The organism is Nocardiopsis dassonvillei (assembly GCF_964273065.1).
Classification (GTDB): domain Bacteria; phylum Actinomycetota; class Actinomycetes; order Streptosporangiales; family Streptosporangiaceae; genus Nocardiopsis; species Nocardiopsis dassonvillei_B.
On sequence record NZ_OZ186815.1, the window covers coordinates 318,724 to 344,858 of the forward strand.

Here is a 26,135-nt window from a genome sequence, read left to right on the forward strand (position 1 = left end):
GTCGGTGACGGGTGGGAGGATGTGCCTTCCCCACCACAGGAAGAGGTGCCTTCGTTGCGGTCCCTGCTGAGTACCGTTCCCGCCCTGCTGGGCGATCCCCGGCCCGCCCGCGCCGTGCGGGAGTTGCGCGGCGGCACCAAGAAGGGGGTGTGGCGGGTGGTCCTGGCCGACGGTTCGAGCGTGGTCGCCTACCGGTGGCACCCCGACCACGACCGCTGGGCCGCCGGGCAGGCGCCGCCGGATCCGGGGGACCCGTTCTCCCACGCCTCGGGGCCGGAGTTGTTCTGTGCCGCGCACGCCGCGTTCACCGGGGCGGGGGTGCGGGTGCCCGCGCTGTACGCCCTGGACGAGAGCGGGCCGGGGGTGCTGGCGGTGGTGGAGGACGCCGGGCCGACCCTGGAGGAGGTGTTGGCCTCCGGTCCGGGGCGGGCGGAGCCGGTGCTGGAGGACCTGGGGGCCTCGCTGGGGGCCCTGCACGCGGTCACCCGTCCCGGGTTCGGGAAGGTCGCCCACGTGGAGGGCGGGGTTCCCCCTGCCGGGGCGTCCTGCCAGGAGGTGGTCCTGGGGCGGGCCCTGGCCGATCTGGAGGAGGCGGCGGGGCTGGAGGGGCGGGTGGCGGCGGCCCGCCCGGTGCTGGAGGAGGAGTTGCGGGTGCGGGCGGCGCGGGTCGAGCCGCGCGGGGGCGGGCACTCGCTGATCCACGGGGAGTTGGGCCCCGACCACGTGCTGGTCACCGCCGAGGGGCGGGGTGCGTTCATCGATATCGAGGGGGCGATGTTCTTCGACCACGAGTGGGAGCACGCTTTCCTGCGGTTGCGTTCGTCCGACCACCGCCGTTTGGCCACGCGTCCGCTGGATCCGGCCCGGATGGGCCTGTACACGCTGGCTCTGGACCTGTCGCTGGTGGCCGGGCCGCTGCGGTATCTGCGCGGTGCGGCGGCGCCGGACCGGGAGGTGATGGCGGCGATCGCCGAGCGCGCCCTGGGCAGGGCCCTGGCCGCGGGCGGGCGCGGGGCCGGGTGGTAGGACGGGGGGATGCACGATCTGCGTCACCTGTGGAAGACCGACACCGTCTGGCTCAACACCGCCCAGTACGGTGTTCCGCCCGCGACCACCCGCGCGGCCCTGGCCGGATACCTGGACTCCTGGGCGGCGGCGTCCGCCGACCCGGCGGACTGGGGGGCCGCCACGCGGGGGGCGCGTGAGCGGCTGGGGGCGCTGCTGGGGGTGCCCGCCCGCGACGTCGCCCTGGGTGCGGCCACCTCCCAGCTGCTGGGCACGGTGGCGGCGTCCCTGCCGCGGTCGGCGACGGTGCTGGTGCCCGAGGGGGAGTTCGCGTCCGTGCTGTTCCCGTTCCAGGCGCGGGGGGTGCGGGTGCGCACCGCGCCGCTGGAGCGGTTGGCCGACGCGGTCGGGCGGGGGTGCGATGCGGTGGCGTTCAGTGTGGTGCGGGCCGACAGCGGGGTGGTGGCGCCGGTCGCCGACGTCGTCGGGGCGGCCCGGGACGCCGGGGCGCTGGTGGTGGGGGACGCCACCCAGGCGGCGGGGTGGCTGCCGCTGGATGCTTCGGTGTTCGACGTGCTGGTGGGTGCGACCTACAAGTGGTTGATGACTCCGCGGGGTCTGGCGTACGCGTATGTGGCGCCGGGGTTGCAGGAGGGGTTGTGCACTCCGGGTGCGGGGCCCGCGGCGGCGGCCGATCCGGCGGCGATGTTCGCCGACCGGTTCGTGCCCGCGCCGGGGGCGCGCCGGTTCGACACCTCCCCCAACTGGGTGGCGCACACGGCGGCGGTGGCGTCTTTGGACGTGCTGCTGGGGGTGGGGGTGGAGAAGGTGTACGCCCATGATGTGGGGTTGGCCGACCGGGTGCGGGCCCGGTTGGGGTGGGGGCCGGGTGGTTCGGCGATCGTGTCGGTGGACGTGCCGGGCGCCCATGAGCGGTTGGCGGCGGAGGGGATCGCCACCAGTGTGCGCGGGGGCCGGACCCGGTTGGCGTTCCACCTGTACAACACGGGGGAGGACGCGGACCGGGCCGCGCGGGTGCTGGTGGGCTGAGTCAGCGTGCGCGGGCGGGTACCGGGATGCGGTCCAGGTCGTGGGCCAGGGTGAGGGGGCCGTCGTACTCCTGGGCGGCCTGGGCGGTGAAGAGCGGGTCCTGGTCGGCGTCGTAGCGTTCGGAGATGTGGGTGAGGACGACCGAGCGTGCGCGGGCTCGGGCGGCGATGCGTCCGGCCTGGCGGGCGGTGAGGTGTCCGTAGGGTGCGGCCAGGTGTTCTTCGGTGTCCAGGTAGGTGGACTCGATGACGAGCAGGTCGGCGTCCCGGGCGAGTTCGAGGGCCGTCTCGCAGGGGGCGGTGTCCATGACGAACGCCATGACCTGTCCTGGGCGGGGTTCGGCGCAGTCGGCGAGTTCGACCCGGTGGCCGTCGGGTGCGGTGATGTGCCCGTGGCGTTGGAGCCGTCCGATGAGGGGGCCGGTGATGCCGTGGGCGGCGAGCCGGTCGGGGAGCATCCGCCACCCGTCGGGTTCGGCGATGCGGTACCCGTAGCAGGGGATGGAGTGGCGCAGGGGCAGGGCGGTGATGTGCAGGTCGTCCTCGCCCAGGGGGCAGGCGCCGTCGCCGGACACCGGTTGGGGCACGATGCGGGCGGTGTCGTGGAAGGCGGTGGCGTGGCGCAGCCTGTCGAAGTGGTCGGCGCCCTGGGCGGGGTGGGTGACGGGGACGGGGTGGGGGACCTTGTCGCGGGAGATGCGCTGGATGATGCCGGGCAGGCCCAGGCTGTGGTCGCCGTGGAAGTGGGTGATGCAGATGCGGGTGATGTCGGTGGCGGACAGTCCGGCGGCGCGCATCTGGCGCTGGGTTCCTTCTCCGGGGTCGAAGAGGATGCCGTGGGGTCCCCAGCGCAGGAAGTAGCCGTTGTGGTTGCGCCGTGGGGTGGGGACCGCGCTGGAGGTGCCCAGGACGATGAGTTCGCGTGCCGACATGGGGTGCATCCTGCCATGGGGGCCCGGCGGGGGCGGCATGGTCTCCCCGCCGGGGCGGTGCGGGTGGGGGTCAGCGCAGGTGTCGGAGGGCGTCGGGGGTGAGGTCGGCGGGGGTGGGGTAGCCGTTGACGGCCATGAGCAGGTCGGCTTCGGCCAGGAGGGCGCGCAGGGTGTGGACGAGGCCGGGGACGCCGCCTGCGGCCAGGGCGTAGGCGTAGGGGCGGCCGACGGCGACGGCGGTGGCGCCCAGGGCGAGGGCTTTGACGATGTCGGTGCCCGAGCGGATCCCGGAGTCGAAGATGACGGGCAGGTCGGTGGCGGCGGCCACCTCGGGCAGGCAGTGCAGGGCGGGGAGGCCGCCGTTGGCCTGGCGGCCGCCGTGGTTGGAGCAGTACAGGGCGTCGACGCCGGCGTCGGTGGCGCGGCGGGCGTCGTCGGGGTGGCAGATGCCCTTGACGATGAGGGGCAGGTCGGTGAGGGAGCGCAGCCAGGGCAGGTCGTCCCAGGTGAGGGGGTGGCCGAAGAGTCCGGCCCAGGTGGCGACGATGTGGTCGGGGGTGGGGTCGGGGCCGACGATTTTTTGGAAGACGGGGTCGGAGGTGTAGTTGGCCAGGCAGTGGCCGCGCAGTTGGGGGAAGTTGGCGGTGGCCAGGTCGCGGGGGCGCCATCCGGTGATCCAGGTGTCCAGGGTGACGACGATGGCTTTGAATCCGGCCTGTTCGGCGCGGTGGACGAGGCTGGCGGCGAGGTCGCGGTCGGTGGGGGTGTAGAGCTGGAAGAGGCCGGGGGTGTCGCCCAGGTGGGGGGTGATGTCCTCCATGGGGTCCTGGGTGAGGGTGGAGGCGATCATGGGGACGCCGGTGGTGGCGGCGGCCCGGGCGGTGGCGATGTCGCCGTGGCGGTCCTGGGAGCACAGGCCGATGACGCCGACGGGGGCCATGAGCAGGGGTGAGGGCAGGGGGATGCCGCACAGGTCCACCGACAGGTCGCGTTGGGCGGCGCCGACGAACATGCGGGGGTACAGGCCCCAGTCGGTGAAGGCGCGGGCGTTGGCTTCCTGGGTGTGTTCGTCTCCGGCGCCGCCGGCGACGTAGGACCAGATGGCGGGGGGCAGGGCGTGGCGGGCGCGTTCGGCGAGGTCGGTGAAGGTCATGGGGTGGTCGGGGACGACGCCGGTGAGGCCGTTGAGGTAGATCTCGAGCTGGTAGTCGCCGTAGCGGGGGTTCATGGGGGTCCTCGCGTGGGGGTTGTGGTGTGGTTCACAGCCTGCAAGTTGACATGTCGGTGTGTCAAGAGTGGGGCGGGGCGGGGCCCGGCGGGGGCGGGGAGGGGCGGTCAGGGGGTGGTGCGGCGTGAGCGCAGCAGCGGCAGGTACACCTGGGCGATGTCGGCGCCCACCTGTTCGGCGGTGGCCGTGCGCTCCCCCAGTACCCAGTCGATGACCAGTTCGTTGGCGGCGCCCACCAGGGCCAGGGCCTGTTTGTCGAAGGGCCGGTCCACCAGGTGGCCGGTGTGGACGCCGCGCCGGTAGGCGGCGTCGACCAGGCCGGCGATGGTGTGGCGGGCGGTGCGGCGGTGCTCCTCCATGGCCGGGCTGACGCCGACGCTCTCCACGGAGATGACGCGGGGGCGGCGCGGGTCGGCCATGGCGAAGTCCAGGTAGGCGCCCACCGCTGCGGTGACCTGCTCCTCGAAGGCGGGGTGGGAGTCCAGGGCGGTGGTCATCAGGTGCAGGGCCCGGCCCAGGAGTTCGTCGTACAGGGCGCGCAGGGCGGCTTCGCGGTCGGCGAAGTGCTCGTAGAAGTAGCGGTTGGTGAGGCGGGCCCGGGCGCAGATCGCGCCGACGGTGGTGGCGCGGAACCCGGCGGTGCCGAATTCCTCCAGGGCGGCGTCCAGCAGGCGGCGGCGCCGCTCCTGCTGGCGTTCGCGGGGGGTCATGCCCCGCCAGGGGCGCACCAGTTCCACCCGGGGTCGTGTCATGGGCTCACGGTAGCGGTCCGGTGGGGGTGCCGTCGCGGTCGAGCGGGAGATGAGGTGCCCCCTCGTGTGCGGGGCGGTGGGCCGGGGGTCTCAGGGGTCGACTCCGTGACGGGGCCGGACCAGGTGAGACTGAAAGGGACAATGACCCGTCCCGGCCATGTCGGTCTGCCCGCCGCCGGCGCGGGTAGGCCGTTTCCCGGTGGGCGCGCCCGGCGCCCCTGGAGAAGGGGGACCCCTCGTGCACGGTTCCAGCGACGAACAGGAGTGCCCCGTGGCCGGCGAAGCCTCCGACCTCACCGGTGGGCAGGTCCAGCTGCTCGCCTCGCACTTCGCCGGCCAGGCCGACCGGGTCGCGGGGATCGTCTCCATGCTCACCGAGTACGCGGGGGCCGGTGGTCGCAGCGCGTGGCCCATCGGGCGCTGAGCGCTGTGGGCCGCCGTTACCTGCGCTGGTGCGAGGTGTGCCGGATACGGCTGGCGACCCGGTCCGGCCCTCGGCACGGCCGGCGCCGTCCCGAACTCCAGGTGCTCTACATCGACGCACCCCCCACGTTCAGGGGATATGCGAGGGCCCATGCCCGCTATCTCTGTGACGGCTGCCGCGGCCGCAACGCCGAGGCCCGGGCCGCGCGCGAGGCGAGGCATCAAAGGGACACCGCCGCCGCGGTGGAGCGCTTTCGGCGGTGGCTGCGCGCGGCACCGGTCCTGTCCGTGCCGATCTCCTCCCTCAAGGGCTTTGAGGGCCGGTTGCCCGAGGACCCCTTCTTCTGGCACTTCGCCGAGGCCGAGCCCTTCGCGGAGATCATGAGCGTGGAGGAGCTCGTCCGCGACGTGAACCGAGAACCCCGCCATACCCGGTCGATCCGTCTGAACTCCGAGCACTTCGACTGGCGCATGCCGGAGCGCATGCCCGCCACCTACGAGGAGGCGGTCGAGTTCCACGACGGAGACGACGGGTACACGCTCGTCTGGAAGGGGTCGGTGTACCGCCTCGATGACGGCAGGATCGCCCTGCACCGGCGTCCGCTGGAGATGTTCCACCTCGACTGAGGCCGGCGCCCGGCCGGGGAGCCGGCGGACCGCGCCCAGGCCCACGGGCGGCCTGCCCGCCGCACGCTCCGGACGGTCCCGTTAGCGGTCCGCGTCCGGTGAGGGGTTCCGGCGATCGTGGCGCCACTGCTTCATGCCGAGCAGGCCCTCATCGCGGATCCGGCCCACGGCGCGGGGCACCCCCAGCAGGTGGGCCAGGAACACCACGGCGAACGGCACGAACCACAGGGAGCCGCCCGGCGGGGGCTGCATGCTCACCCACAGCAGGGTGCCGCCGCACGGGATCCCCATGAACAGCAGGAAGAGCAGATGGAAAAGCGGAGGGGTGTCCGACAGGGAGAACATGGTAAGAGGATGGCCGATCTTCCGGCGTTCGGACAGGCCCGCGGAGCCGTTCGGGATGGGCGGAGACCGAGCCGGTGCCGGACAAGCCCGGCACCGAGCGCGAGCCCGCCGACGGAGATCGCGCCGGGCAGGGCCGTGATGGCCGCATGACGAGGCGCGCAGGGGACACCCGTGTTCCGGTGGCCGGTGTCGAGGGGGCCGCGCGCTCGGCTTCAGGGGCCTGTGCGCCCTGATGTCCATGCTGCACATCGTCGCTCCGACGCACTGGACGAGGTTGGCGGCGCCGGTGCGGGTGGCGCGGGTTGGCGTGGCGGGTGTGCGGGCGCTCTGTCAGGGTTTCACGCTGTCCACCCCTCGGTTCAGCGGGGGCTGTACCCATCGCGTTCTCGTGCCCGTGCAGCGTCTGCCGGGCGGGGGCGCCAACGTTATCCGGGGGTTCTGTCCCACCTTTGTAGCAGTACAAGATGTACATCATTATAAGGCCCACTTATCGTGAGTCAGGATTCCGGGGTTCCCGGCGGCGTGGGGAGCCAACGCAATCCAATACGTTTTATTGCTAACGTTTTCAACGAAACGTTATTGCGCGGAGGGAGGCCGGGGCGCGAGGAACAACAGAATGGGATCGTGCGCTGAGCGTTCGCCCTGGTGGGCGGCGGGGCCGGCGGAACCACGCCGACCGCCCAACGGCTCGCACTGCTGGCCGTGCGCCCACCGGGACCGAGAGGCCACAACCCTGCCCCCAGGGGCTGCGCCCAGGATGGTCCTCCCCTGAGCACCCGGGCCCGGCCGGGGGCCGTGGTGGCCACGGGCATGAGGGCGTCCGGCCTCCTGCCCAACGGCCCCGAGGCAGGCCCGGGGTCCTGGAGCGGACGGACCCCGGAGAGCCGGAGCCCGATCAGGTCGGAGCCCGGCCAGGGAACGTCTGGGTGCCTCGCCGGGGGCGGGCACGGCGGCCCCCGCTGCCGGTCCGGTGGACCGTTCCCGCGGGACCCTCCCGGTGCTAACGCAGATGACCACGGTGAGTCGCCCCCTGGGTGCGGGGGGCCCGTCCGGGGCGGCACCGGGCTGCGGTGCCGTCACGGCGGGAAGGCCACGCCCCGTCGGCCTGCGTGAAGAGCGCTCAGCGCACGATCCCGCTCCGGTGTTCCTCACACTCCGGGCCCTCCGGAGCGCAGGGGGGTGCGCGGCCCCGGACGGTGGGGAGGCTCAGGCGCGGTGGGCGGCGACCCTCTCCTGGGCCCGGCGCACGATCTCGGCCAGGTGGGAGTGGTGGGCCCCCGGCCAGTACACCCGCTCGCAGCCCGGGCAGCGGGCGAACGCGTCGTGGGCGGCACGGGTGCCCGCCTCCAGGTCGCCGGTCACCTGCTGCTTGTCGGCGTGCACCAGTACGCCGTTGCAGGCCGGGCAGCGCGTCCAGGGGTCCAGGTCCGGGGCGAACCGGTCCAGGACCTCGCGCAGCTGGTCGTCGGGGCGGGTCTGGCGGACGTGGGCGCCCGCCCGCAGCCCGGACCGGCTGAGCAGGCCGCGGTCGCGGGTGAGCAGGACCCGTGCCTCGGCGTTGGCCTGCCGGAACAGCGAGGGGTCGTCGCGGTCGTTGTCGTAGGCGGTGTCCAGGCCCAGCAGGCGCAGGCGCCGGGCCAGCGTGCCCAGGTGCACGTCCAGCAGGAAGCGCAAGGGGAAGGGGACGGCCTGGGGCAGGGCCACGGGGGCGACGTCGACGACCTGTCCGGGGGCGGGGATGGTGCCGGGCCCGGCGGGCCGCCCGTCCAGGAGCAGGGTGCCGACCTCGGTCATGGGCACGCCGTGCGACTGGACCAGGTGGGCCAGGGTGGAGGTGGAGTCGGCGCCCGTGTGCAGGGTTCCGCCACGGTGGCGCGGGGCCAGGAAGAACCGGAGTTCGGGCGCGAAGCGCAGTTCCAGGGTGGGTTCCATCGGCTGAGTATGCCACCGCGCGGGCCGGGCCACCTTTCCTTTTCCGGCGGGGGCGGGCGGTGTCCGCACCCCGGTATTCCAGTACTAGGATGTTGGTGTGGAGACGATGCTGACACCCGCGGAGCTGACCGTCCTGGGCCTGGTCGTCGAGCGGCCCCGGCACGGATACGACCTGGAGCAGGTCATCGACCGGCGCGGGATCCGCCGCTGGGCCGACATCGGGTTCTCCTCGATCTACTACCTGCTGGGCAAGCTGGAGAGGCGGGGCCTGGTGCACGTGCCCCGGGCCCCGGCGGCGGCCACGTCCCGGCGGGTCTTCCACGCCACCGACGCCGGGCGGCGTGCCGCCCGGGAGGGTGTGCTCGCCCTCCTGCGCGACCCCGCGCCCGGTGCCCGCCCGCTGCTGGTGGGCATCGCCAACCTGGACCTGCTCACCCCGGCGGAGTACGCGCAGGCGCTGGGCGAGCGGCTGGCCGCGGTGGAGGAGAGCATCGCCGCCGTCCGGGTGGCCGAGGGAGCCCAGGGGCCGCTGCCGCGGGCGGCGCGCGAGGTGTTCTCCTACTCGTTGAGCCTCATGGAGGCGGAAAGGGCGTGGCTCGCCGAGCGGGCCCGGGTGCACGATGACGGATAAGGCCGACTTCAAGAGGACCTTGGACTGCTACCGCGCCGAGCGCGGCCGGTTCCGGGTCCTGGACGTCCCCGAACTGCGGTACCTGATGATCGACGGCCACGGAGACCCCAACGGTTCCGCTTTCGCCGCGGCCGTCGGGGCGCTGTACCCGGTGGCCTACAGGCTCAAGTTCGCGAGCAGGAGGGAGCTGGGCCGCGACTACGTCGTCATGCCCCTGGAGGGCCTGTGGTGGTCCGACGACATGGACGTGTTCACCGTCGCCCGCGACAAGTCCCGGTGGGACTGGACCCTGATGATCATGGTCCCGGAGTGGACCGGGGCGGACATGTTCGCCGCCGCCGTCGAGGCGGCCGGGGCGAAGAACCCGCCCGAGCGGCTGGGGGACGTGCGCCTGCAGGCCCTGGCCGAGGGCCGGTGCGTGCAGACCCTGCACGTGGGCCCCTTCGACGAGGAGGGTCCGCTGCTGGAGCGCATGCACCGCGGGTTCATCCCCGAGCAGGGGCTGCGCCCGGGCGGCCGCCACCACGAGGTCTACCTGAGCGACCTGCGCAGGGCCGCGCCGGAGAGGCTGCGCACCCTGCTGCGCCAGCCCGTGGTGGCGGCCGGGGCCTGAGGTGCGCCGGTCTCCGGGGTCGGTGACGGCGGTCCCGGTGTTCCGCCCGGCGGCGGGGTGTGGCTGATCGCCACCGGGCTTTGGGGGCGGCGGGGTTCCGTGCGGGGTGGGTGGCATCCACCTCCATGGTCGGTGCGGCCGGGGCCTGTCCGGCGGACGCCTTGGTCCGCTTCGGTGCCCGCGCCGGGTGGCACGGGCGGCCTCCGCGCCGCCTCCCGCGGGGCGGCGGGCGGAGTCGGCGCTGCGGGAGGCGGACCGGCTGGTCGCGGGGCGGAACGATCCGTCGGGTGCCCCTCAGTCCTCGGTGCGCTGGTGGCCGCGGCGGGCGTCGCGGTCGAAGATCCCCAGGATCTCGCAGGGGCCGCCCTGGGCGCCGATGGCGTGCGGGAGCATCGTCGGGAACTCCGCCGCCTGGTCGGTCTCCACCCGCAGGCGCCGGTCTCCCAGCAGCAGCACGGCCGTGCCCGAGAGCACGACCAGCCACTCGCGGCCCGGGTGGGCGCGCATGCGCGCGGGGTTGTCGGGCGGGGGTCCGGTCATGCGCTGGCGCACCACCGTCATGCCGGGCTCGGCCCTGATGGGCCAGCGCATGATCCCGTGGGCGGCGTCGATCACCGGGTTGGTGATGACGTCCTCGGTGTCGTTCTCCACGAGCCGGTCCAGTGAGGTGTCCAGGGCGCGGGCGATGGCGACCAGGCTGTCCAGGGCCAGGCGGCGGTGCCCGTTCTCGATGCGGCTCAGGGTGGACTGGCTGAGGTGGGCGCGGGCGGCCAGTTCCTCCAGTGACCAGCCCTGGGCCACGCGCAGGGCGCGGATCCTCTTGCGCACCAGGCCGTCGAGATCCTCATTGTTTTGCGTCATGGGCAAGAGCTTATGCCAGGGAGGCAAGGCGCGGTTAGCGTCGTTCCCGGCGCCGGATCCACGGGTCCGCGCGCCCGGTCACGTACGCACCTCCTGAGAGGAACCCATGAACACCGATCCCTCCCCGCGGGCGCAGGCCCCCGACGCGCGCCGGCTGCGCACGGTCCTGGCCGCCGTGTGCATCGCGCTGATGGCGGTCATCGCGTCGGTGTCCGGGCTCAACGTCGCCCAACCGGACCTGGCCGTGGAGTTCGGCGTCTCCCAGGGCACGGTCCTGTGGATGATCAACGTCTACACGCTGACCCTGGCGGCGCTGCTGCTGCCGCTGGGCGCGCTCGGCGACCGGGTGGGGCGCAGGCCCATGCTGGTGGCCGGGCTGGCGGTCTTCGGCGCGGCCGGTGCGGTGGCGGGCCTGGCCCCCAGCGCCGAGGTGATGATCGCCGCCCGCCTGCTCTCCGGTGTGGGCGGGGCGATGATCATGCCCGTCACCCTGGCGGTCATCACGTCGACGTTCCCGGACGGGGAGCGGGGCCGGGCGATCGGCGTCTGGACGGCGGTGGCCGGGGGCGGCGGCATTCTGGGCATGTTCCTGTCCGCGGCCCTGGTGGACGCGGCGAGCTGGCGGTGGCTGTTCGTGCTGCCCGTGGTCCTGGTCGCGGTGGCGCTGGTGATGACGCTGCGGTCGGTGCCCGACTCCCGGCAGGACTTCGCCCACCGTTTCGACACCGTGGGGGCGCTGGCCTCGGTGGTGGCCGTGGTCGGTTTCATCTTCGCGTTGCACGAGGGCCCGGTCCTGGGTTGGGGGGCGCCGCAGACCCTGGCCGGCCTCGTCGTCGGCGCCTTCGCGGCCGCGGGGTTCGCGGTCTGGGAGTGGAGGCGCGGTGACGCCGCGCTGCTGGACGTGCGGCTGTTCGCCGACCGCCGCCTGGCGAGCGGGTCGCTGACCCTGCTGGTGGTGTTCGGGGTGCAGGCGGGTGTGTTCGTGGTCCTGTTCCCCTTCCTGCAGGCCGTGCTGGGCTGGTCGGCGCTGGCCTCCACGCTGGCGATGATGCCGATGGCGGTGCTGATGATGGCGGCCTCGGGGCTGGCTCCCCGGGTGGCGGAGCGGTTCGGTGCGCGCGCGACCATGGTGGCGGGCGTGCTCCTGGCCGGTGCGGGTCTGGCCCTGATGGCGGGGATCGTCTCTGTGGAGGGCGGCTACCCCTCCATCCTGCCCGGCATGCTGGCCATGGGGGCGGGGATGGGGCTGTCCATGACGCCGTCCACGCAGGCCATCACCGACTCCCTGCCGCGGGAGCGGCAGGGGGTGGCCTCGGCGCTCAACGACGTCACCCGCGAGTTCGGCACCGCGCTGGGGGTGGCCCTGCTGGGGGCGCTGCTGTCGGCCGGGTACCGGGCGGCGGTCCAGGGCGGGCTGGACGGGGTGCCCGCGGGTGCGGCCGAGGCCGCCCGTCAGGGTGTGGCCAACGCGGTGGCGGCGGCGGACGCCGCCGGTCCCCGGGGCGGGGTGCTCGTCGAGGCCGCCCGGGAGGCCTTCGTGCAGGGCTGGCAGCAGGCGATGTGGGCGGGGGTCGCCGTGATGGCGGTCGTGGCGGTCGTCGTCCTGGTGCGGGGTCCGGTACGCGCACCGGGCGAGGGGCCCCGGACCGGCGACGGTCCGCGGGTGGGGGCGGGCGCCCCCTGAGGCGGGGCGGGGGTGTGCGGGCCGGGCCCGCACACCCCCGCCGGCCGGGCGGTCAGACCAGGGCCGGGGCGGTCAGCGGCAGGTGCGGCCAGGCCGCCGTGTCACGGAGCAGCTGCCGGTCGTGGGTGGCCACCACCACCGCGGCGGCCGTGGCGCCCAGGGCCTCGGTGAGCTCCTCCACCAGCGGGATCGACAGGTGGTTGGTGGGCTCGTCCAGCAGCAGCACGTGCGGGCGCTCGGCCAGGGCGAGGGCCAGGTCCAGGCGTCGCTGCTGGCCCATGGACAGCTCGCCCACCGGGCGCGAGGAGTCGGCCGCCGACAGCAGCCCCAGCGACGACAGCGACACCGCCTCCCCCGGGGCCAGGGCACCCCGGCTCACCAGGGTCCGGACGCGGTCGGCGAACACCTCGTGGGCGCGGTGCGCCCGTATCCGCGGCGACTCCTGGGCCAGCAGGCGCACCCGCGCCCGGCGGGCGGTGCGCACCGTGCCCGCCGTGGGTTCCAGGTGCCCGGCCAGGACCGCGAGCAGGGTGGACTTGCCCGCCCCGTTGGGTCCGGTGACCACCAGGCGGTCCCCCGACTCCAGGCGCACGTCCGCCGGGCGGTGCAGGCGGCCTGCCACCGCCACCCCTTCGGCGTCCAGCAGGGCCGCCCCCGCGAGGACGGGCAGGTCGGGCACGCGCAGCCGCAGCGGCGGCGGGGGCATCGTGACGGCGTGCGCCCGCAGGTCCTCGCGGCGGCGGTGGACGGCGCGCACCAGGCCCCCGGCGCGGGTGGCCCGCTGGTGCTTGCCGGTGCCCTTGTCGGGGCGCCAACCGCTGACGAGCCGGTTCTGCGCCTGGGAGAGGTCCTGGGTCAGGCGGGCGTGCTCGGCCTGCTGCTGTTCGTACTCCTCCTCCCAGCGGTCGCGTTCGGCGCGGCGGCCCTCCTGGTAGCCGGCGAAGCCGCCGCCGTGGACCCGGGGGCGGCCGTCGCGGCTGGGGTCCAGGTCCAGGACGGTGGTGGCCACGTCGGACAGCAGGGCGCGGTCGTGGCTGACCAGCACCACCCCGTTGCGGTGTTCGCGCAGGCGGGCGGTGAGGAAGTCGAGCCCGTCGGCGTCCAGGTGGTTGGTGGGCTCGTCCAGCAGCAGGAAGTCGTGTCCGGCGCCGAGCAGGGCGGCCAGGCGGACCCGGTAGCGCTGTCCCACGGACAGCCGGTCCAGGGGCCGGGTGCGGTCGGTGACGGCGCCCAGGTTCTCCAGGGCCAGGTCCACGCGCCGGTCGGCGTCCCAGGCGTCGAGGGTCTCGGCGGCGGCCAGGGCGGCGGCGTAGTCGTCCTGGGCGGTCGGGTCGTCCTGGGCCATGCGGGCCGCGGAGGCGTCCAGTGCCGCCAGGGCGGTGCGGGCGGCGGCGAGCTCGAGGTCGATGAGGTCGCCGACGGTGCGTCCGCCGGTGGTGTGCATCTCCTGTTCGGCGAAGCCGAGGGTGCCGATGCGGCGGACGGTGCCGCGGTCGGGTTCCAGTGCCCCGGTCAGGACGTGGAGCAGGGTGGATTTGCCGCGGCCGTTCTCTCCGACGACGCCCCACCGGGAGCGGGGTGTGACGGTCATGTCGACGCCGGTCAGGACGGGGCGCCCGCCGCGGGCGACGTGGACGTCGGCGGCGGTGATCTGGGCGCGCTCGCCCGCGGGCAGCGCGGGGGCGGGGTCCAGGGTGGGCATGTCTCTCCTCTGGTGGGGGCTCGACCCGCGTCGGCGGGGAGCCTCCCGGTTCCTCTGGCGGAGGACCTCGGGGGTCCGGGTACGCGTGGGGCACCCGCGGCCGCGCCGGGCGCGGGGCGGGTGCGCGTGTTCCCGTCAGAGGAAGTAGAGGTACTGCATGGGGTCCAGGGTAGGCGGGGGGTGCGGGCGGGGCCAGTGGTTTTTCCGCCCGGGGCCCCGTTGCGGCGCTCGCGGGCGCCGCAACGGGGGAGGGGTCACAGGGTGCGGGTGCGGGGGACCACGTCGCGGCCGCCGTCCAGCCAGGGCAGGGTCTGGCCGATGATGTCGGCGGGGTGGCCGAGCGGGATGCGGGAGGCCTCCTCGAGCCGTTCCAGTCCCTGCGGGGACAGGACGGTGTCGGCGGCGGGGAGCAGGTCGGTGAGCTGGTCGGCGGTGCGGGCGCCCAGGATGGGGTGGACGGGGTCGGGGCGTTGGAGCAGCCAGGCCAGGGCGGCGCGGGTGTCGCCGACGCCTTCGGCGGCGGCGACCTCGTGCAGGGTGCGGGCCAGGGTGCGTTCGCGGTCGGTGAGGCGGGCGGGGTCGACGCGGCCGGCGGCCGGGGCGTGGGGGCCGGCGAAGCGGCCGGACAGGAGGCCGCCGGCCAGGGGGCTGTAGGCGGCGGTGCTCAGGCCCAGGCTGTGGGCCATGGGCAGGAGCTCGCGTTCGACGTCGCGCCGGGCGAGGCTGTAGGGGACCTGGAGGGCGTGCAGGGGGGTGCGGTCGCGCAGGTCGGCGCCGGTGTTGGCGGCGGCCACCGTCCAGGCGGGCAGGTTGGAGGCGCCGGTGTACAGGACGGTTCCGGCGGTGACGGCGTCGTCCAGGGCGCGCATGGTCTCGTCGATGGGGGTGCGGGGGTCGTGGCAGTGCACCCACAGGAGGTCGATGTGGTCGGTGCGCAGGCGGCGCAGGCTGCGTTCCAGGGACAGGCGCAGGGCTTTGCGGTGGGATCCGGCGGTGAGCGGGTTGTCGGGGTCGGTGGGCAGGGTGAACTTGGTGGCCAGGACGAACCGGTCGCGGCGGGTGCCGTGCAGGATCTCGCCGAGGATGTCCTCGCTGTCCCCGTAGACGGGGGCGGTGTCGATGACGTTGCCGCCCGCGTCCTCGTAGTGGGCGATCATGCGGGCGGCCTCGTCGGTGGTGGAGAAGCCCATGGTGCCCAGGAACAGGTCGGAGACGCGCAGGCCGGTGCGGCCCAGGGTGCGCAGACGCATCAGGCCTCCCGGGGACGGTCGGTGGTGTGCATGGGGACAGTCTGGTGGGTGGGCGCCCGGGGCGGAAGTTCCGCGCGGGCGGGGGTTAGGGTGTTCGTCCGGATCTGTTCGGACGTGGAGGGGCGGTCGTCGGTGGGTGCGCTCGTGGAGTCGGTGAGCAGCAGTGCGGGGCACACGTTCGGCAAGCCGGTGCGGGAGGCCATCCGGTTGCTGGAGGGGCTGGGGGTGGAGGGGGACGCCCACATGGGGGTGACGGTCAAGCACCGCTCCAGGGTGGCGGTGGATCCCACGCAGCCCAACCTGCGGCAGGTGCACCTGATCCACGCCGAGCTGCTGGAGGAGCTGGCCGCCGACGGGTTCGCGGTGGGCGCGGGTGAGCTGGGGGAGAACGTCACGACGCGGGGGGTCGACCTGCTGGGGCTGGGGCGCGGGGCGGTGCTGTGCCTGGGGCCGGAGGCGCGGGTGGAGGTGACGGGGCTGCGCAATCCGTGCGTGCAGATCGACGCGTTCTCGCCCGGATTGCTGAAGAAGGTGGTGGGGCGCGGCCCGGGCAGTGGGGTGGTGCGGCGGGCCGGGGTCATGGGGGTGGTGCTGCGGGGCGGGCGGGTGGAGCCGGGGATGGCGGTCGAGGTGCTGCCCCCGGACGGTCCGCATGTGCCCCTGGAGCGTGTCTGAGCGGGCGGTCGGCGGCCGCGGACCCGGTGGGGGCCGCGGCCACCGGTGTGTTCAGGCCAGGGCGGCGAGCAGGTCGGGGTCGTAGCGGATGTCGATACGGGTGATGCGGCCGTCGGTGACGGTGAACAGCAGGAGCGCGGCGGGGCCCTGGGCGGACAGGGACGCGAAGCCCGGCAGCCCGTCGACCAGCAGGGGGCGGGCGCCCTTGGCCAGGCGGGAGAAGGTGAGGGCCTGGGCGGCCACCCGGTCGGCGCCGCGGGTCAGGGCCGGGACGCCGCGCAGGCGGGCGAAGACGTCGCCGCGGGCCTGGACGCCGGGGTCCAGCACGGCGAGGAGTCCGGCCAGGTCGCCGCCGCGGGCGGCGGACAGGAACGCCTCCACCGCCTGGTCGCGGTGGTCGGGGACCACGTCGGTGGTGGGTGCGGGGGTGCCGCGGAGGCGGCGGCGGGCGCGGCTGGCGAGCTGGCGGGTGGCGGCGGGGGTGCGCTCCACGATGGGGGCGATGTCGTCGAAGGGCACGGCGAACACGTCGTGCAGGACGAACGCGAGGCGTTCGGCGGGGGTGAGGGCGTCCAGGACCACCAGGAGGGCGTCGCCGACGGCGTCCGCGGTCAGGGCCCGGTGCTCGGGTCCGGGTGCGGGGTCGGGGAGTTCGGTGCCGGGGTGTTGTGCGGGGTCCTCGCGGCGGGCGGTGCGCGAGCGCAGCAGGTCCAGGCAGATGCGGCCGGTGACGGTGGTGAGCCATCCGGCGGGGTTGTCGATGTGGTGGGTGGTGCGGTGCAGGCGCAGCCAGGTCTCCTGGACGGCGTCCTCGGCCTCGGCGGTGGATCCGAGCATTCGGTGGGCGATGGACAGCAGCAGCGGCCGGTGTTCCTGGAACAGGGCGGCGCGGTCTTCGGTGAGCTTTTTCGTGTGCATCGGTCACATTCTCGCGGTCGGGTCCGTCGTGGGTTCGACGGTTCGCAGGGATGACCCGCGGGGGCCCGGCGATGTGACCGAGACGGGAGTTGTGCGGTGGGTTTCGAGGATCTGGGTTCTGTGGTGCGCGGTCGGGTGCTGGCCGGCGGGGACGCGGGGTTCGCGGCGGCGTCGAGGCCGTGGAACCTGGCGGTGGAGCAGCCCGTGGCGGCGGTGGTGGAGGCGGCCGATGCCGCCGATGTCGCGGCGGTGGTGCGGTGGGCGGGTGGGCGGGGTCTGTCGGTGGCGGCCCAGGCGACGGGGCACGGTGCCACGGGCAGCGCCGCGGGTGCGGTGCTGGTGCGCACCGCCGCTTTGGACGGGGTGGAGGTGGATCCGGTGCGGCGGGTGGCGCGGGTGGGCGCCGGGGTGTCGTGGGGGCGGGTGCAGGAGGCGGCGGCCGTGCACGGGCTGACGGGGCTGCCGGGCAGTTCTCCGGGTGTGGGGGTGGTCGGGTACACGCTGGGCGGGGGGCTGAGCTGGTTCGGGCGCCGCCACGGGTGGGCGGCCGACGCGGTGCGGGCGTGGGAGGTGGTGACCGCGCAGGGGGAGCGGGTGCGGGTGACGGCGTCGTCCGATCCGGACCTGTTCTGGGCGCTGTGCGGCGGGGGCGGTGACGTGGCGGTGGTGACCGCGGTGGAGCTGGGCCTGTTCGGGGCGCCGGAGCTGTACGGGGGTGCGCTGGTGTGGCCGGTGTCGCGGGCGGCGGCGGTGGCGGCGGCTTTCGCCGAGGTCACCGCGGGTGCGCCGGAGGAGTTGTCGGTGTGGTGGAGTCTGCACCGGTTCCCGGGGGCGAAGCCTTCGGTGTCGGTGCAGGCGGTGTCCCTGGGCGGGGTCGGGGCGGCGGAGAGGTCGTTGGCGCCGCTGGTGTCGGTGGGCGGTGCGGTGCGCGACACCCTGGGGGTGCTGGGGGTGGCGCAGTTGGGGTCGGTGTCGGGTGATCCGGTGGATCCGACGCCGGGTGTGGCCCGGACCGAGCTGTTGACGGGGGAGGTGGGGGAGTGGAGCGCGGCGCTGGCGGCCGAGCCGCTGGACCCGCTGTTCGGGGTGCAGGTGCGGCATCTGGGGGGTGCTCTGGCGGGGCCCTCGGCGACGCCGTTCGGGCCGTTGGAGGAGCCGTTCTACGCGTACGCGTTCGGGGCTCCGGTGGGTCCGGGCGGGGCGGGTGCGGTGCTCGGCCGGTTGGAGCGGCTGTTCTCGGGTGTGGCGGTGAGCGGGCGCAAGCCGCTCACGGCCCTGGCGGGCGGGGAGCCGGTGGGCCGGGTGTTCTCGCCGCGGGTGCTGGAGCGGCTGGGGCGGATCAAGCGTGAGCGGGACCCGCGCGGTGTGGTGCGGGCGGCGCACCCGGTGCTGGGGTGAGGGCGGGCGGGCCCCGGGCGGGGCCCGCCCGGGGTGGTCATCCGGTGCGGTCGGCGAGGCGGTCGTGGCGCTGGCGGGCGGCCTGGGCAGAGCCCAGGCCCAGGCCGAAGGCGATCTCCTGCCAGGTCATGCCGCGGCCTTTGGCCATGTGGAGCAGGCTGAGTTCGAGGCGGTCGAACTCGGCGCGTGCCAGGGGCAGCAGGGTGAGTGCGGCCAGCAGGTCCTCGTGGTCCACGTCGGGTTCGCCGGTGTCGGGTTCGATGCCGCCGGCGGCCAGGTCGGCGGTGCGTCGCAGGGCGTCCAGGGGCGCCATGGGCCGGGTGTCGGCCTCCCAGCGGGTGCGGTCCTGGCCGGTGGCGTGGCGCTGGGTGAGGCGGGCCAGTGCGGGGTAGGCGCGCTTCTTGCGGTCCTGTTCGGGGTCGGGCGGGGTGAGGCCGGGTGCGGTCATGGTCCCAGCATCACCCGGAAAACCCCGTGTTGTCAACGTAGTATTTTCAACAACTTGTTCAATCGTGGGTGAGGAAGTCCGTGAAGGTCACGGTGCCCACCGCCCGCTCCGGGGCCAGGTGCTCCCCCGCCCGGTAGGCCGCGAACACCCTCCCCGGCGGGCGTACCGCCACCGTGCGCCGGGGCGTGCCGCGCCGGCGCAGGTAGGCGTCCATCAGGTCGGCGAAGGACTCCACCGCCGGACCGCCCATGTTGGCCACCCGCCCCTGCGGCTCCCCCTGAGCCAGCTGTGCCAGCCGGGAGGCCGCCTCGCGCACGTCGACGGGCTGCACGTCCATCTCCGGGACCGGCACCGGCCCCACCGGCAGGCGGGACGCCCTCGCGCACAGCGACGCCACCAGGTCGTGGAACTGGGTGGTGCGCAGCACCGTCCACCCCAGCCCCGAGGCGGCCAGCGCCCGCTCGACCGTGTACTTGGCGCGGTAGTAGCCCAGCGGGACGCGGTCCACGCCCACGATCGAGATGTAGAGGAGGTGGCCCACCCCGGCCCGGCGGGCCCGGCCGATCAGGTGGGCGGCCGACCGCAGGTCCCCGCCGGCGGGCGTGGTGGCGCAGTGCACCACGGTGTCCACCCCCTCCAGCGCCCGGTCCAGGCCGGTGCCGCGGCGCAGGTCCACCGCCACCGAGAGCGCGTCGTGCGGGTCGGGGTGCCTGCTGAGCGGGTGCACCCGGTGCCCGGCCCGCCGCAACTCCTCCACCACCGGCCGCCCCAGCCTGCCGGTGCCGCCGGTGACCAGGATCCGAGCCATCGCCGCCTCCCCTCCCCGCGAGTGTCGCGGACGGTCAGACGCTAGCACCGCGTCGCCTCCGGGGCCGGGCACCGCGCGGGAGCGCGCCCCGGCCCCGGTCGCTAGGGTGCTGGTCAGCGCCGCCCGCCCCTGGGCGGCGCCGCGTACGGAGGAGGAGCGATGTCCATCGCCCAGAGGCTGGCCGCCGCGGTCGGCGCCGACCAGGTCGTCACCGACCCCGGGATCATGCGGGGCTACGCCCACGACGAGGCCGAGTGGGCGCCCCACGGCACGCCCGCGGCGCTGGTGCGGCCGCGCGACACCGCCGATGTGGCGGCGGTGGTGGCGCTGTGCGCCGAGCACCGCGTCCCGCTGGTGGGACGGGGCGCGGGGACCGGGCTGTCGGGCGCCGCCAACGCCGCCGACGGGTGGGTCGTGGTGTCCTTCGAGCGCATGGACCGGGTCCTGTCGGTGGACCCGGTGCAGCAGAGCGCCGTGGTCCAGCCCGGTGTGGTCAACGACGACCTGCGCCGCCGGGTGGCCCGGGACGGGCTGTGGTACCCGCCGGACCCGGCTTCGGCGCCCTGGTCGACGATCGGCGGCAACGTGGCCACCAACGCGGGCGGCCTGTGCTGCGTCAAGTACGGGGTGACCCGCGACTACGTGCTGGGCATGGAGGCGGTGGTGGGCACCGGGCAGGTGGTGCGGCTGGGCCGGAGCACCGCCAAGGGGGTGACGGGCTATGACCTGGCGGGACTGATGGTGGGCTCGGAGGGCACGCTGGGTCTGGTCACCGAGGTGACGCTGCGGATGCGGCCGCTGCGCACGGGGGTGGAGCACACGGTGGTGGGCTACTTCGGCTCGCTGACCGACGCCGGGCGGGCGGTGGCGGCGGTGGCGGCCTCGGGGGTGGTGCCCTCGGCGCTGGAGCTCATCGACCGGTTCTGCCTGCAGGCGGTGGACGGGTGGAAGAACATGGGCCTGTCCGCCGAGGGTGAGGTGCTGCTGCTGGCGCGCAGCGACCAGCCGGGGGAGGCCGGGGAGCAGGAGGCCGACACCATCCTGGGCTGCTTCGAGGGGCAGGGGGCGGTGTACGCGGTGCGCTCCACCGACGCCGAGGAGGCCGAGGCGCTGTTCGCGGCGCGGCGGCTGGCCTACCCGGCGCTGGAGCGGCTGGGGCCCCTGCTGACCGAGGACGTGTGCGTGCCCAAGGCGCAGGTGCCGCACATGCTGGCGCGGATCGAGGAGGCGGGGCGCCGGTTCGACACCCACATCGGCAACATCGCCCACGCCGGGGACGGCAACCTCCATCCGCTGTTCATCGTCCCGGCCGGGGACGAGGCCGCGAAGAAGCGGGCCAAGGAGGCGTTCGAGGTGATCGTGGACGAGGCCCTGGCGCTGGGCGGCACGGTGACCGGTGAGCACGGGGTGGGTCTGCTGAAGATGCGCGGGGCCGCCCGGGAGCTGGGCCCGGACGTGGTGGGGATGCACCGCGCGGTCAAGGGGGCCCTGGACCCGGCGGGGATCTTCAACCCCGGCAAGGTGTTCGCCTGACCCGTGCCCGCGGGGGCGTCACAGCCCCCGCGGGCCCAGTGTGGTCCGACCACTGTGCTGCCCGACCCCGGCGGGTCGGCCGGGGATCCAGAACCCGGCGGCGAGCAGTGCCACGACGGCCACCAGGACCCGCCACAGGGGGCCGAGCCGGTACACGCAGGTGTCGGCGATGCCGAACAGGGAGCTCCCGCACAGGCGGCGAGAGCCCGGGACCGACTGGAGGTGGACGATGGGTCCGCAGGCCAGGGCGCCGGCCGCCGACCGGCCCGGGCGCAGCCGCGCCCCCAGGGCCAGGGCGGACACGGCCAGGAGGCAGTGCCGCAGGAACAGGGGACGGCGGCCGCGGCGGCCGGGGGTGCCGTCCGGGTCATGGGGCGGGGGCGCAAGGGGACCCCACTCCTCGGCGGTCGAGGGGGGCGGGGCTCCTCCCCTGGGGCCCCGGGCGGGGGTGAAGGGTGCTCCCCGCCCGGGGTGGACCGCCTGCGGGGCCGGGTCAGATGCCGAACGGGGCGGCGTAGCGGATCGTCCCGGCGGGCGGCGTGTGCGCCGGGTCCAGGGACAGGACCATGAGGGCCTCGTCGGGGACCTCGATGCTCAGTCCGATCCCGTACGCGGAGGCGCGCTCGAAGCCGAACCTCGGGTAGTAGCCGGGGTGCCCCAGGACGGTGACGAAGCGCTCGCCCCGGGCGCGGGCGGCGTCCAGGACCGCGCGGATGGCGGCCGAACCGGCTCCGGTGCCCTGGTGGGCGGGCAGGACGGCGCACGGCGCCAGGCACAGGGCCGGGGTCCGGCCGATGTGGCAGCGGGTGAGCAGGGCGTACCCGGCGACGGTGCCCTCGCCGGTGACGGCGACCATGGACAGGCCTTCGATCCAGGCCGGGCCGGTGCGCAGGGCGTCGACGAGGTCGGCCTCGGCCGGGGTGTCGAACGCGGCGGCGTTGACGGCGTGGACGGCGGTGGTGTCGGCGTCGGTCTCGACGCGGGTGTTCCAGGAGGTGTTCACGGTGGTTCCCTGTGTGAGGGGGGTCCGGCCCGGTGCCCCCCCGCGCCCGTGGGGGGCGGTGCCCGCGCGGTCGGCGCCGCGGGCCCGGGGGCTGTTCAGGTGGGGACCCCGAAGGTGTGGACGTGGGGGGTACCGCGCGTGGTGGCGGTGTGCGCCCGGGTCATCGGTCCCACCTCCCCTGTGCCGTCTGTACCGTCGTTCGCAGCGCCGACCACGCTAACACGGTTCGCGGGGCGGCGGGGGTGGCGGAGAGGGAGGTCGCGGTGGTCGGGGAGCCGGCGGAGAGGGAGTTGCGGCCGGTGGACCTGGCGCGGGCGGTGGGGGTGTCGGCGCAGACGGTGCGCGACTGCGAGGCCTCGGGGGTGCTGCCGCCGGCGCGGCGCACGGCGTCGGGTCAGCGGCGGTTCACCGGGCGCCACCTGGCGGCGCTGGTGGCCTACCGGGCGCTGGCCGCGGGGATGGGGGTGGCGGCGGCCGGGCAGGTGCTGCGGACCCTGCACACGCGCGGGGAGGACGCGGCGCTGGAGCTGGTGGAGGAGGCGTTCGCGCGGGCGCACCGCGAGCGGGGGGCGGTGCGGGAGGCGGCACGGGCGCTGTCCGCGGTGGCCCGGGCCGCCGGCCCGGTGGAGCGCGAGGCCCCCGCGGTGCTGTCCGGGGTGGGGGCGCGGGGGAGGGGGGAGCCGCTGCGGATCGGCCGGGTGGCGCGCCTGGTGGGGGTGCGGGCCTCGGCGCTGCGGGTGTGGGAGCGGGCCGGTCTGGTGCGGCCGGTGCGGGATCCGCGGACGGGGTACCGGGTGTACGGGCCCGGGCAGGTGCGCGAGGCGCGGGTGGTGGCGGAGCTGCGCCGGGGCGGGTACGGGCTGGAGCAGATCGCGCCGGTGATGGAGGAGTTGCGGGCCTCGGGCGGCGGGAGGGCGCTGGAGGGGGCGCTGCGCCGCCGTGAGCAGGATGTGGCGGCCAGGGCCCGCGCCCTGGCCGCGGGGGTGGCACGGTTGCAGGACTACCTGGACCTGTCCGCGGCCCCGCGGCCCTGAGGGGACGGCCGTTCCGCGCCGGCCGGCGCCCGCCTCGGGGCGGTCTCACCCCCGGGCGTCCAGGCGCTCCTCCAGGCGCTCGATCCGCGCCAGCAGGGGGGACAGGCGGGCGTCGAGCGCGTCCTCCGGGGCGGGTGCCGCCCCTGAGGTGCCGTGGCGGGAACCCGGGTGGACGTGCCCGGTCAGGGCGGAGGCGACGGCGCGGCGGGTGCCGCGCTGGTCGGCGCCCAGGTCGCGCAGCAGGGCGCCGCCCGCTCCGTGCCCGTGGGCGACCAGGCCCAGGAGCAGGTGCTCGCAGTCCACGCGGTCGTGGCCCAGGGCGATGGCTTCGGTGAGCGCGGCCTCCAGTGCGGCGGCGGCCGGGGCGCTGAACGCGGGCGGGTCGCTGGGGCCGGGTTCCTCGGCGGTGTCGCGGTCGGCCAGGGCGGTGGTGATGCGGACCGGGTCGATCTCCAGGGTGCCCAGGACGCGCGGGACGGGGCCGGAGTCCTCGGAGACCAGGGCGGCGAGCAGGTCGGCGGTGGTGATGTGCGCGTCGGTGCCGCGGGCCCGGGCGGCGGTGCGCAGCACGGTGCGGGCCCGGGGGGTGAAGGCGGGGAAGAGGGTGTCGAAGGAGTCGGTGCGGGCCCGCCCGCGGACGGCCTCGCGGGCGGCGGCCAGGCGGCGCACCTCGTGCTCCAGGGCGCGCTGGCACACGGCCGAGACCGGGATGCCGCTGTCGCGGACGGCCTCGGCGAGGTCTTCGGGCAGGTAGACGTTGATCTTCGGCATCGGAACGCCCTTCCGAGGGGGTATGATGTAACCCCCTCCATACCCCCACTGGGATCCGACCTAACCCCCTTGCTCCCCCGGTGGGGGTCCTTCCTTCTCCGGGGGTCGAGGCTGTGGCAGATTGGCCGCCATGGACGACGAACTCGCCCCGGTGCTGGACGCGGTGGGCCCGCGTCTGCGGGAGCTGCGCCGGGACCGCGGCATCACCCTGTCCCGCCTGTCGGAGGCCACCGGGATCTCGGTGAGCACTCTGTCCCGCCTGGAGTCGGGCGGGCGCCGCCCCACTTTGGAGCTGCTGCTGCCGCTGGCCCGGGTGCACGGGGTGCCGCTGGACGAGCTGGTGGGCGCCGACACCGCCGACCCGCGGGTGCGGCTGCGCCCCTTCACCCGCGACGGTGTGGAGTACCTGCCGCTGTCGCGCAACCCCGGGGGCATCCAGGCGTTCCGCATCACCATCCCCCCGCCCCGGGGGCATGTGGAGGCCGAGCAGCGCAGCCACGAGGGGCACGACTGGGTGTACGTGCTGGAGGGGCGGCTGCGCCTGCTGCTGGGGCCGCATGACATGGTCCTCAAGCAGGGGGAGGTCGCCGAGTTCGACACCCGGATCCCGCACGGGTTCTACAACCCCGGGCCGGGCCCGGTGTCCTACCTGGGCCTGTTCGGGCCCCAGGGGGAGCGGGCGCACGTGCGGGTGCGGCCCACCGGGGGCGGGGGCGAAGGAGAGGCGGAACCTTCGGGCCGGTGATGGGCGTCTCACCGGTAAGTGCCGCCCGCCACAAGGAGACTCGCCGATGGACACCGTCGCCGTGGAGACCCTCGTCCTGGGGGTGGTGGTCCTGCTGGCCGCCGCCGTCGTCGTCGCCCGGGTCGCGGCGGCGGTCCCCGAGCGCAGGCGCGGCGAGCGGCTGGCGGCGTGGGCGCGCGAGCGGGGGTGGAGCCACGACCGCGAGCGCCCGGAGCTGGTCGACCGGTTCCAGGGGCACCCCTTCGTGGCGGGCCGCTCCAACGCCCGCGCCAGGCACGTGCTGTGCTCCCGGATGGGCGGCCACCGGGTGATGGCCTACGAGTACTCCTACACCTCCTCCCACCGCGACGGGCGGTCCGAGGCCACCACCGGGCACGTGCACACCGTCGTGGCGGTGGCCCTGCCCGGGCCGGTACCGGTCCTGCAGGTGCGGGCCCGCGACACCGGGGAACCGGGGGCGGCCGGGGCGCGCGAGGTGCGGGCGGGCGACGCCGCCTTCGACGAGCGGTTCCACGTCGCCGCCGCCGGGGAGGACTTCGCCCGCCGGGTCCTGGACGGGCGGGTGCGCTCCCTCCTGCTGGAGTCCGGTGCGCCGGTGCCGTTGCGGTTCGGCGGGGCCCACCTGGTGTCGTGGCAGGAGGGGGAGCTGGACCCCGAGTGGGCGGCCGGGCGCGCGCGGGCCCTGGTGGACCTGCTGGAGCGGGTGCCCGCCGGGGTGTGGGGGGACCGCCGCGACACCGTGGGCTGAGGACCCCCGCCGCGCCCGGGGCGTGTGTGGCGCGGGCCGCGTCGGGTAGCCGCCCCGGTGAGCGTGTGCGCCGACGGCGGCGCAGAGGAAGGGGGGAGACCATGGCGGACGAGGATCGCATCGCGGGTGCGCGGGCGTTCGACGACTACGACCGGGTGGCCCTGGTGACGGGCGCCGACAGCGGTATCGGGCGGGCGAGCGCGATCCGCCTGGCCCGGGACGGTTTCGACGTCGGCATCACCTACCACAGCGACGAGGAGGGGGTGCGGCGCACCGAGGCCGAGATCCGCGAGGCCGGGCGCCGGGTGTCGGTGCGCCGGCACGACCTGACCGACCCGGAGCGGGGCTCGCAGGCCGTCGCCGACCTGATCGACGACCTGGGGGGTGTGGGCGTACTGGTCAACAACGCGGGCACCGGGTCGGGTGAGGAACTGCTGGACACCGGCTACGACCGCTGGCGCCAGGTGCTGGCGGTGGACCTGGACGCGCCCTTCCTGTGTTCGAAGATCGCGGCCGGGCACATGCGCGAGGCCGGCCGCGGGGGCCGCATCATCAACATCACCAGCGTCCACGAGGAGTACCCGCGGGTGACGGCGGGCGCCTACTGCGTCGCCAAGGGCGGGTTGCGGATGCTCACCCGGGTCCTGGCGCTGGAGCTGGGCCTGCACGGGATCACCGTGAACGCGGTGGCGCCCGGGGAGATCGCCACGCCCATGACGGGCCAGCACGAGCAGGAGCCCCGCCTGGACTCCCGGGCCGGGTACCCGCTGGCCCGGCCGGGGCACGCCGAGGAGGTGGCCGACGCGGTGGCGTTCCTCGCCGGGCCGGGGTCGTCCTATGTCACCGGGGCCTCGCTCCTGGTGGACGGCGGGCTGACCCTGATGGGGCCCCAGGCAGCGGGGGCGCTGCAGGACGCCACCTGGCGGGCGGGCTGATCCGCCCCCGGGGCGCCGGTGCGGGTGATGGGCCGGTGCCGGTCGGGTAGGGGGTCGACGCGGTGCCGCGAGGGGCGGTACCGGG

The 26,135-nt window shown here is 75.3% G+C and carries 28 protein-coding genes; 14 read left to right on the forward strand and 14 right to left on the reverse strand.

From position 1 onward, the window contains the following. Positions 1-54 precede the first annotated feature (54 nt). Together ACSUPR_RS01525 and ACSUPR_RS01530 are read left to right on the forward strand one after the other, a co-directional pair. Complete coding sequence (locus ACSUPR_RS01525; protein WP_436888853.1) at positions 55-1,026, forward strand: phosphotransferase family protein; 972 nt, start codon at positions 55-57, stop codon at positions 1,024-1,026. Between the two features lie 9 nt (positions 1,027-1,035). After that, positions 1,036-2,055, forward strand: a complete 1,020-nt coding sequence (locus ACSUPR_RS01530) for an aminotransferase class V-fold PLP-dependent enzyme (RefSeq protein ID WP_436888855.1) — start codon at positions 1,036-1,038, stop codon at positions 2,053-2,055. Position 2,056: 1 nt separating this feature from the next. Here the strand turns inward: ACSUPR_RS01530 and ACSUPR_RS01535 are convergent, their stop codons facing one another. The 3 genes from ACSUPR_RS01535 to ACSUPR_RS01545 form a co-directional block, all read right to left on the reverse strand. After that, positions 2,057-2,986, reverse strand: a complete 930-nt coding sequence (locus tag ACSUPR_RS01535) for a ribonuclease Z (protein WP_436888857.1) — start codon at positions 2,984-2,986, stop codon at positions 2,057-2,059. Positions 2,987-3,056: 70 nt separating this feature from the next. Next, positions 3,057-4,214 (reverse strand): alpha-hydroxy-acid oxidizing protein, encoded by a 1,158-nt coding sequence (locus ACSUPR_RS01540; protein WP_436888858.1) that lies wholly within the window; start codon positions 4,212-4,214, stop codon positions 3,057-3,059. 107 nt (positions 4,215-4,321) lie between these two features. Next, positions 4,322-4,966, reverse strand: coding sequence for a TetR/AcrR family transcriptional regulator (locus tag ACSUPR_RS01545; RefSeq protein WP_436888860.1), 645 nt, complete (start codon positions 4,964-4,966; stop codon positions 4,322-4,324). Between the two features lie 238 nt (positions 4,967-5,204). Here ACSUPR_RS01545 and ACSUPR_RS01550 point away from each other — a divergent pair, with 238 nt between their 5' ends. Both ACSUPR_RS01550 and ACSUPR_RS01555 read left to right on the forward strand, forming a co-directional pair. Beyond that, entirely contained in the window at positions 5,205-5,390 is a 186-nt protein-coding gene (locus tag ACSUPR_RS01550; RefSeq protein ID WP_436888862.1) for a hypothetical protein, read from the forward strand. Continuing rightward, positions 5,372-6,016 carry a hypothetical protein gene (locus ACSUPR_RS01555; RefSeq protein WP_436888864.1) on the forward strand — a complete coding sequence of 215 codons (645 nt, stop codon included), beginning with the start codon at positions 5,372-5,374 and terminating at the stop codon, positions 6,014-6,016. The genes ACSUPR_RS01550 and ACSUPR_RS01555 overlap by 19 nt, the downstream gene beginning before the upstream one ends. Before the next feature lie 81 nt (positions 6,017-6,097). On the opposite strand, the gene ACSUPR_RS01560 is transcribed toward ACSUPR_RS01555, so the two are convergent. After that, positions 6,098-6,361, reverse strand: coding sequence for a hypothetical protein (locus ACSUPR_RS01560; protein ID WP_436888866.1), 264 nt, complete (start codon positions 6,359-6,361; stop codon positions 6,098-6,100). Positions 6,362-7,567: 1,206 nt separating this feature from the next. Then, positions 7,568-8,293, reverse strand: coding sequence for a Mut7-C RNAse domain-containing protein (locus ACSUPR_RS01565; RefSeq protein ID WP_436888867.1), 726 nt, complete (start codon positions 8,291-8,293; stop codon positions 7,568-7,570). A gap of 106 nt (positions 8,294-8,399) precedes the next feature. Here ACSUPR_RS01565 and ACSUPR_RS01570 point away from each other — a divergent pair, with 106 nt between their 5' ends. Together ACSUPR_RS01570 and ACSUPR_RS01575 are read left to right on the forward strand one after the other, a co-directional pair. Then, on the forward strand, positions 8,400-8,924 hold the full coding sequence (locus ACSUPR_RS01570) for a PadR family transcriptional regulator (RefSeq protein WP_436892197.1): 525 nt from the start codon (positions 8,400-8,402) through the stop codon (positions 8,922-8,924). Further along, complete coding sequence (locus ACSUPR_RS01575) at positions 8,914-9,537, forward strand: GyrI-like domain-containing protein (protein ID WP_436888869.1); 624 nt, start codon at positions 8,914-8,916, stop codon at positions 9,535-9,537. The genes ACSUPR_RS01570 and ACSUPR_RS01575 overlap by 11 nt, the downstream gene beginning before the upstream one ends. Positions 9,538-9,831: 294 nt before the next feature. On the opposite strand, the gene ACSUPR_RS01580 is transcribed toward ACSUPR_RS01575, so the two are convergent. Further along, entirely contained in the window at positions 9,832-10,398 is a 567-nt protein-coding gene (locus ACSUPR_RS01580; protein WP_436888871.1) for a helix-turn-helix domain-containing protein, read from the reverse strand. A 106-nt stretch (positions 10,399-10,504) separates the two neighbouring features. Here ACSUPR_RS01580 and ACSUPR_RS01585 point away from each other — a divergent pair, with 106 nt between their 5' ends. Further along, complete coding sequence (locus ACSUPR_RS01585; RefSeq protein ID WP_436888873.1) at positions 10,505-12,082, forward strand: MFS transporter; 1,578 nt, start codon at positions 10,505-10,507, stop codon at positions 12,080-12,082. A 52-nt stretch (positions 12,083-12,134) separates the two neighbouring features. On the opposite strand, the gene ACSUPR_RS01590 is transcribed toward ACSUPR_RS01585, so the two are convergent. Both ACSUPR_RS01590 and ACSUPR_RS01595 read right to left on the reverse strand, forming a co-directional pair. Next, positions 12,135-13,784: an ATP-binding cassette domain-containing protein gene (locus tag ACSUPR_RS01590; protein ID WP_436888875.1), complete on the reverse strand. Its 1,650-nt coding sequence runs from the start codon at positions 13,782-13,784 to the stop codon at positions 12,135-12,137. Positions 13,785-14,038: 254 nt separating this feature from the next. Next, positions 14,039-15,034 (reverse strand): aldo/keto reductase, encoded by a 996-nt coding sequence (locus tag ACSUPR_RS01595; RefSeq protein ID WP_436888877.1) that lies wholly within the window; start codon positions 15,032-15,034, stop codon positions 14,039-14,041. 132 nt (positions 15,035-15,166) lie between these two features. Here ACSUPR_RS01595 and ACSUPR_RS01600 point away from each other — a divergent pair, with 132 nt between their 5' ends. Then, entirely contained in the window at positions 15,167-15,709 is a 543-nt protein-coding gene (locus tag ACSUPR_RS01600; protein ID WP_436888879.1) for an MOSC domain-containing protein, read from the forward strand. A 51-nt stretch (positions 15,710-15,760) separates the two neighbouring features. Here ACSUPR_RS01600 and ACSUPR_RS01605 read toward each other — a convergent pair whose 3' ends face one another. Continuing rightward, positions 15,761-16,627 carry a sigma-70 family RNA polymerase sigma factor gene (locus ACSUPR_RS01605; RefSeq protein ID WP_436888881.1) on the reverse strand — a complete coding sequence of 289 codons (867 nt, stop codon included), beginning with the start codon at positions 16,625-16,627 and terminating at the stop codon, positions 15,761-15,763. Positions 16,628-16,723: 96 nt separating this feature from the next. Here ACSUPR_RS01605 and ACSUPR_RS01610 point away from each other — a divergent pair, with 96 nt between their 5' ends. After that, entirely contained in the window at positions 16,724-18,025 is a 1,302-nt protein-coding gene (locus ACSUPR_RS01610; protein WP_436888883.1) for an FAD-binding oxidoreductase, read from the forward strand. 37 nt (positions 18,026-18,062) lie between these two features. Here ACSUPR_RS01610 and ACSUPR_RS01615 read toward each other — a convergent pair whose 3' ends face one another. Next, complete coding sequence (locus tag ACSUPR_RS01615; RefSeq protein ID WP_436888885.1) at positions 18,063-18,473, reverse strand: DNA-binding protein; 411 nt, start codon at positions 18,471-18,473, stop codon at positions 18,063-18,065. Between the two features lie 58 nt (positions 18,474-18,531). After that, positions 18,532-19,281, reverse strand: coding sequence for an SDR family oxidoreductase (locus ACSUPR_RS01620; protein ID WP_436888887.1), 750 nt, complete (start codon positions 19,279-19,281; stop codon positions 18,532-18,534). Positions 19,282-19,440: 159 nt separating this feature from the next. Between ACSUPR_RS01620 and ACSUPR_RS01625 the strand changes: the two genes are divergently transcribed. Further along, the gene (locus ACSUPR_RS01625; protein ID WP_436888889.1) at positions 19,441-20,814 is read left to right on the forward strand and encodes an FAD-binding oxidoreductase; all 1,374 of its coding nucleotides are present in this window, start codon (positions 19,441-19,443) and stop codon (positions 20,812-20,814) included. An 18-nt stretch (positions 20,815-20,832) separates the two neighbouring features. Here the strand turns inward: ACSUPR_RS01625 and ACSUPR_RS01630 are convergent, their stop codons facing one another. Continuing rightward, on the reverse strand, positions 20,833-21,117 hold the full coding sequence (locus ACSUPR_RS01630; RefSeq protein ID WP_436888891.1) for a hypothetical protein: 285 nt from the start codon (positions 21,115-21,117) through the stop codon (positions 20,833-20,835). A gap of 190 nt (positions 21,118-21,307) precedes the next feature. Further along, positions 21,308-21,817 carry a GNAT family N-acetyltransferase gene (locus ACSUPR_RS01635; protein ID WP_436888893.1) on the reverse strand — a complete coding sequence of 170 codons (510 nt, stop codon included), beginning with the start codon at positions 21,815-21,817 and terminating at the stop codon, positions 21,308-21,310. Between the two features lie 263 nt (positions 21,818-22,080). Here ACSUPR_RS01635 and ACSUPR_RS01640 point away from each other — a divergent pair, with 263 nt between their 5' ends. Beyond that, the gene (locus ACSUPR_RS01640) at positions 22,081-22,851 is read left to right on the forward strand and encodes a MerR family transcriptional regulator (RefSeq protein WP_436888894.1); all 771 of its coding nucleotides are present in this window, start codon (positions 22,081-22,083) and stop codon (positions 22,849-22,851) included. 45 nt (positions 22,852-22,896) lie between these two features. On the opposite strand, the gene ACSUPR_RS01645 is transcribed toward ACSUPR_RS01640, so the two are convergent. Continuing rightward, complete coding sequence (locus ACSUPR_RS01645; RefSeq protein WP_436888896.1) at positions 22,897-23,622, reverse strand: Clp protease N-terminal domain-containing protein; 726 nt, start codon at positions 23,620-23,622, stop codon at positions 22,897-22,899. Positions 23,623-23,752: 130 nt separating this feature from the next. On the opposite strand from ACSUPR_RS01645, the gene ACSUPR_RS01650 reads away from it, so the two are divergent. From ACSUPR_RS01650 to ACSUPR_RS01660, 3 genes are all read left to right on the forward strand, one after another. Continuing rightward, positions 23,753-24,367 (forward strand): helix-turn-helix domain-containing protein, encoded by a 615-nt coding sequence (locus ACSUPR_RS01650; protein ID WP_436888897.1) that lies wholly within the window; start codon positions 23,753-23,755, stop codon positions 24,365-24,367. Positions 24,368-24,413: 46 nt separating this feature from the next. Next, positions 24,414-25,115, forward strand: coding sequence for a hypothetical protein (locus tag ACSUPR_RS01655; RefSeq protein ID WP_436888899.1), 702 nt, complete (start codon positions 24,414-24,416; stop codon positions 25,113-25,115). A gap of 101 nt (positions 25,116-25,216) precedes the next feature. After that, on the forward strand, positions 25,217-26,050 hold the full coding sequence (locus ACSUPR_RS01660; RefSeq protein ID WP_436888900.1) for an SDR family oxidoreductase: 834 nt from the start codon (positions 25,217-25,219) through the stop codon (positions 26,048-26,050). The last annotated feature ends 85 nt before the right edge of the window (positions 26,051-26,135 follow it).